General features: G+C 57.0%; 5 protein-coding genes. All 5 read right to left on the bottom strand.

Annotated elements, in window-relative coordinates; genetic code table 11:
• Window positions 1-163: 163 nt before the first annotated feature.
• The 5 genes from ACTTKG_RS08645 to speD are packed head-to-tail and all read right to left on the bottom strand — an operon-like array spanning window position 164 to window position 5,410.
• Complete coding sequence (locus ACTTKG_RS08645) at window positions 164-1,363, bottom strand: saccharopine dehydrogenase family protein (protein ID WP_442673812.1); 1,200 nt, start codon at window positions 1,361-1,363, stop codon at window positions 164-166.
• A gap of 43 nt (window positions 1,364-1,406) precedes the next feature.
• Window positions 1,407-2,288 (bottom strand): agmatinase, encoded by an 882-nt coding sequence (gene speB / locus ACTTKG_RS08640; protein WP_442673811.1) that lies wholly within the window; start codon window positions 2,286-2,288, stop codon window positions 1,407-1,409.
• Complete coding sequence (gene speE, locus ACTTKG_RS08635) at window positions 2,275-3,129, bottom strand: polyamine aminopropyltransferase (protein WP_442673810.1); 855 nt, start codon at window positions 3,127-3,129, stop codon at window positions 2,275-2,277. The genes speB and speE overlap by 14 nt, the downstream gene beginning before the upstream one ends.
• Window positions 3,126-4,595, bottom strand: a complete 1,470-nt coding sequence (locus tag ACTTKG_RS08630) for an aminotransferase class I/II-fold pyridoxal phosphate-dependent enzyme (RefSeq protein WP_442673809.1) — start codon at window positions 4,593-4,595, stop codon at window positions 3,126-3,128. Before ACTTKG_RS08630 ends, speE begins: the two co-directional genes overlap by 4 nt.
• Before the next feature lie 41 nt (window positions 4,596-4,636).
• Window positions 4,637-5,410: an adenosylmethionine decarboxylase gene (speD, locus tag ACTTKG_RS08625; RefSeq protein ID WP_442673813.1), complete on the bottom strand. Its 774-nt coding sequence runs from the start codon at window positions 5,408-5,410 to the stop codon at window positions 4,637-4,639.
• Between the last annotated feature and the right edge of the window lie 513 nt (window positions 5,411-5,923).

The raw sequence follows: 5,923 nt of genomic DNA, 5'->3' as shown, positions 1-5,923 counted from the left end.
AACGCCTTCTGTGCCAGAAGCACATGTGCGCCCGTCTCCTGCTGCAAGTCGCGCAGCACGGCGAGATTCCTGCGCAGAAGCTCCTCCATGACGACGTAGGATGGCGTCGGCACAGCATGGAAAATTGCTGCGTATTTCTCAAATTTCCCGAAAGTCTCGCCCATCAATCGACAAGCTCCGGCGTGAAGCTCTCCTGCCACGGCAAACCCCAGCGATTCAGCGCTTCCATGAACGGATCGGGATCGAACTGCTCGATGTTATAGACGCCCGCGCCCTTCCATGTGCCGTTCATCACGAGCATCGCGCCGATCATCGCGGGCACGCCCGTCGTGTAGGAAACCGCCTGCGAGCCGACTTCTTTGTAGCACGCTTCGTGATCGCAGACGTTGTAGAGATAGTACGTCTTTTCCTTGCCGTCCTTCTTGCCGCGGAAGATGCAGCCGATGTTCGTCTTTCCCTTCGTTCTCGGACCAAGGCTCGCAGGATCGGGCAGAACCGCCTTGAGGAACTGCAGCGGAATGATCTTCTTGCCCTCAAACTCAATCGGCTCGATTGAAGTCATGCCGACGTTTTCCAAGCACTTGAGGTGGCGCAGGTAGCTCTCGCCAAACGTCATGAAGAAGCGGATGCGGCGGATGCCGGGGATATTCAGTGCAAGCGACTCCAGCTCCTCGTGATGCAAGAGGTACATATCCTTCTCGCCGACCTCGGGGAAGTTGTAGACGCGCTTGATCTCCATCGGCTCCGTCTCAACCCACTTGCCGTTTTCCCAATAACTGCCTTTCGCCGAAACCTCGCGGATGTTGATCTCGGGGTTGAAGTTCGTCGCAAACGGATAGCCGTGATCGCCTGCGTTGCAGTCAAGAATGTCGATGTAGTTGATCTCGTCGAAATGATGCTTCAAGGCATAAGCGGAAAAGACGCCCGTGACGCCCGGGTCGAAGCCCGAGCCGAGCAGCGCCGTGATGCCGGCTTCCTTGAAGCGGTCATTGTACTCCCACTGCCATTTGTATTCAAACTTCGCCGTGTCCTCCGGCTCGTAGTTCGCTGTATCGACATAGTGCGTCTTCGTCGCAAGGCACGCGTCCATGATCGTCAGATCCTGGTACGGCAGCGCGAGATTCAAGACGACGTCGGGCTTCTCCCGCTCAATCAGGGAGATGAGCTCGTCCGTCTTGTCCGCATCCACCTGCGCCGTCGTGATTTTCGTCTTGCCGCCCGCGAGTTTTTCCTTCAATGCGTCGCACTTTGCCTTCGTGCGGCTCGCCATGCAGATTTCCTCAAAGACGTCGCTGTTCTGGCAGCACTTGTGCACGGCGACGCTTGCGACGCCGCCTGCGCCGATAATCAAAGCCTTTCCCATGATTTTCCTCCTGTCGTCAACTCAAGGGCGTTCGCCGCCCGCCTCAAACCATCTCTGCACCGCGAATCGCCGGCTCTTCCCAAGCGAGAAGCATCTCTCTGAGGAGCTTCAAAGCCACCGCCGTCGATGCGCCGCTCGCATCGTAGTGCGGCGACAGTTCGACCATGTCGCAGCCGACGATGCGGTCGAGCCGCAGCGTCTTTCGGAGCGCACGAAGAAGATCGAGGAAGCTCACGCCGCCCGGCTCTGGCGTACCCGTACCGGGAAAAACACTCGGGTCGAGCACATCGAGATCGAGCGTCAAGTACACGGGCTTTCCCATGAGTTCAGCAAGGCTCCGCTCAAGCCCCGTGAAATCGAAGCGCTGAAGCTGCGTGTGCTCCTTCGCCCAGAGGAACTCCGCGCGCTCGCCGCTCCGTATGCCGAATTGATGAATGCGCCCGTCACCCAGGATGTCCCAAGCGCGGCGCATGACCGTCGCGTGCGAGAGCTTCGCGCCCAGGTAATCATCGCGCAGGTCCGTATGCGCATCGAAATGCACGATATGGAGATCTTCGTAGCGCTCGGCGAGCGCACGCACGACGGGAAGCGTCACGAGATGCTCGCCGCCGATCATGAAGGGCTTCTTGCCATCGGCGAGCAAATCCCGCGCAAAGTCCTCGATCTGCCCCAGAGCGCGAGCCGTATCGCCAAAGCAAAGCTCCAAGTCGCCGCCGTCAAAGACGCGCGCCTCCTCCATATCGAGATCGAGATATGGGCTGTACGTCTCCAGCCCGTATGACTCGGCACGCATCGTGCGGCTCGCAAAGCGCGTGCCCGGCCGAAACGACGTCGTCGAATCGAAAGGTGCGCCGAAGAGCACGATGCGCGACTCTTCGTATGAAGTCTCGCAGCCAAGAAAAGTTTCTACATTATCTTTCAACATCGCGCAGCATCTCCTCCACATACGTCGGCAGGGCGAAGGCGCCGATATGCAGCTTCGTATTGTAGTAGCGCGTCTTGATGCCGAGCCGCTTCCAACGCTGCCAATCGACGCCCTCGACAGGCGCACGCTTCTTCGACGCGAAGCCGAAGAGCCAGTGCCCCGACGGGTACGTCGGGATATGCGCCTGATAGACGCGGCTGATGGGGAACGACTCGACGATGCGCTTGTGCGCACGCTGCATGGCGTAGGCGTCGTCCTTGTAAAAGGGGCTTTCATGCTGATTGACCATGATGCCGTCCTCGTGCAAAGCCTTGAAGCAGTTGCCGTAGAACTCCTTCGTAAAAAGCCCCTCACCCGGTCCGAAAGGATCGGTCGAATCCACGAGGATCAAATCGTATTCGTCCTCAGGCTGGCGAATGAAACGCAAACCGTCCTCGAAAAAGAAGCGAATGCGCTCGTCCGAAAGGCACGCCGCCGTCTGCGGCAAGTGCTCGCGGCACGCCTCGACAACCATCTCGTCGATCTCCACGAGGTCGATGCGCTCGACGTTTTTGTAGCGCAGAAGCTCGCGCACCGTGCCGCCGTCGCCGCCGCCGATGACGAGGATGCGCTTCGCCTCGGGATGGACGCACATCGGTACATGCACGATCATCTCATGATAGATGAACTCATCCTTCTCCGTCAGCATCATGTAGCCGTCGATCGTCAGAAAGCGCCCGAACTCCGGCGATTCGAAGATGTCGATGCGCTGGAACTCGCTCCTGCCCGAGAAAATCTGCCGATCGACCTTGATGGAAAAGCCCGCATTCTTCGTGTGCTTTTCCGTAAACCAAAGATTCATGCCTCAGTCTCCTTCATCACGTTGAGCCGTCGAATCTCCATATCCTCAGGCCCCGTCAGCGAGCAGCCCTTCTTCTTCGCGTAGCGGATATAATCGAGGATGTCCGCCGTCACAAGCTCGCCCGGTGCGAGGATCGGAATGCCCGGCGGATAGCACATGACGAACTCGCCCGCAACGCGCCCTGCCGTATCGGCGATGGGAAGCGCCTCCTTCTCAGCGTAGAACGCTTCCTGCGGTCCGCAGACGACCTTCGGGCTGATGTACTCGACCTCCAGCATGTTTTTCGGCGGCTTCTTGTAGTTGCGCCGGATTTCGGCGAGCGCGGATACGAGACGCTCAATGTCCTTGGGGCGGTCGCCGATCGAGACGTAAGCGAGGAGGTTCGCCATGTCGCCGAACTCCGTCTGGATGTCGTACTCGTCGCGCAGGAGGTCGTAGACCTCGATGCCCGCAAGCCCCAGAGAGCGCGTGAAAATCGAAAGTTTCGTGACATCGAAATCGAAGACGGCATCGCCGTCGGCAAGCTCCTTCGCATAGGCATAGTAATCACCGATGGCGTTGATCTCAGAACGCGCATATTCGACGTGACGGATGACCTTGTCAATCGTCTCGCGCCCACGGATCGCAAGGTTGCGCCGCGAGATGTCGAGGCTTACCATGAGGAGGTACGACGCGCTCGTCGTCTGCGTAAGATTGATGATCTGATGCACATAGCCCGCGTGCACGCGCTCGCCGATCAAGAGGAGCGAGCTTTGCGTCAGAGAGCCGCCCGACTTGTGCATACTCGCCGACGCCATGTCCGCGCCCGCCGCCATAGCGGAAACGGGCAAATGATCGTGGAAGTAAAAGTGCGTGCCGTGCGCCTCATCGGCGAGGAGCAACATATCGTGCGCGTGCGCGAGATCGGCGATGGCGCGGATGTTCGAGCATATACCGTAATACGTCGGATTGTTGACGAAAACTGCCTTCGCGTCCGGATTCTCCTCGATTGCACGCTCGACATCGGCGAGCCTCATGCCGAGCGCGATGCCGAGCCGCCGATCCATCTGCGGATTCACATAGACGGGAACAGCGCCCGAGAGGATCATCGCGTTGATGACGCTTCGATGCACGTTGCGCGGCAGGATGATCTTCTCGCCGCGCTTCGCCGCTGTCAGGATCATCGCCTGCACCGAACTCGTCGTACCGCCGACCATGAAGAAGGCGTGCGCCGCGCCGAACGCCCGCGCCGCCAACTCCTCTGCCTCGCGAATGACGGACACAGGGTGACAGAGATTGTCGAGCATCTTCATCGAATTGACATCGACAGAAAGGCACTTCTCGCCGAGGAAGTCCACAAGCTCCGCGTTGCCGCGCCCGCGCTTGTGCCCCGGCACGTCAAAAGGCACGACGCGCCTGCCCTTGAAGCGCTCCAGAGCTTCAAGAACAGGCGCCCTGTCCTGCGTATGGTAGTCGAATGCTTCCAATCCTTCTCTTTCCTCCTATGGAGCAAAGCGCAAAGCCCCGCTCAGAATACATTGCTGCCGCTGTAGATCTCAATCATCTCGCGCCGCAGGCTATTGCTGATCGCGAGCCGCGTCTTCGGCGGTATCTCGTAAATATCCGTATTGAAAAGGTAATTCTGCAGCTCGATCTCCTTGATGAGCATACGCGTGTGGAAAATATTCGCCTGATAGACATTGATGTCCACGGCGTCGTAGGTCGCCAGTGTCTCCGATTTGATATACTCTTGAATCGACGACATCTTGTCGTCCATGAAGAGCTTCTTTCCCGTCACATCGCGCGTGAAGCCGCGCACGCGGTAGTCCATCGTGATGATGTCCGAATCGAACTTGCCAATGAGGTAGTCGAGCGTCTTCAACGGCGTGATCTCGCCGCACGTCGCCACGTCGATGTCGACGCGAAACGTCGCGATGCTCGTCTCGGGATGGAACTCGGGGTATGTATGCACGGTCACATGGCTCTTGTCGAGGTGCGCGACGATCTCGTCATTCATCAGCGGCTTCTTGTGTCCCGCCGCATCCTCCTCGGAAATAAGGAAGGTCACGCTCGCGCCCTGCGGATCGTAGTCCTGCTTCGAGATGCTCAGGACATGCGCGCCGATCATCTCCGTCACGCGCATGAGGATCTTCGTCAACCGCTCTGAGTTGTACTGCGAGTCAATATATTTGATATAGTCCTGCTGCTCGCGCTGCGATTTCGCGTAGCAAATATCGTAGATATTGAAGCTCAAAGACTTCGTCAGATTATTGAACCCGTATAACTTCAGCTTTCCTTCCAACCCGAACATCCCATCCTTCCCTTGGCTGACAAGAAAAGGCAGATGAACGAGCCATCGCTTCGCCACCTGCCATAATCTTCGTTTTTGCTAGCTCTGCCTTATTATAATGGAAATTCCGCGCTTTGACAAGTATGGACGTGCGGCAGTCCCGCAAACACTAAGATGTCAAACGAGCTTATACATGATATTTCTGCCGCATCTCCTGCAAAGCTTCTTCCACATCAGCAGTTTGACCGCTATGGAAATTTTCTTCTGCAGCAGCAAGTTTTTAGTATATTTCCTGTCTAAGCATATACTTATCGTAAGTTTTCATACGCATAATGACCATATCGTCATAGCCATTTTCATTGACCTAAATCTGTCCGCTTGATTCCTCGTACATTGGAGAAGTTGCATGGGTATCTTCGAGTTCATGAATCGGTACAGTCTTCGTCATATCCCCGGCTCCCTTCTATTGGGGAAATATCACGTTGAGCCCTTTTCTGTTTTATATTATAATAGGGAAGTATATTC

Origin of the sequence: Selenomonas sp. (assembly GCF_052169755.1) — a bacterium.
Classification (GTDB): Bacteria; Bacillota; Negativicutes; order Selenomonadales; family Selenomonadaceae; genus Selenomonas.
Note: the sequence above shows the minus strand (reverse complement) of the source record. Positions and strands in the feature narration are given on the sequence as shown.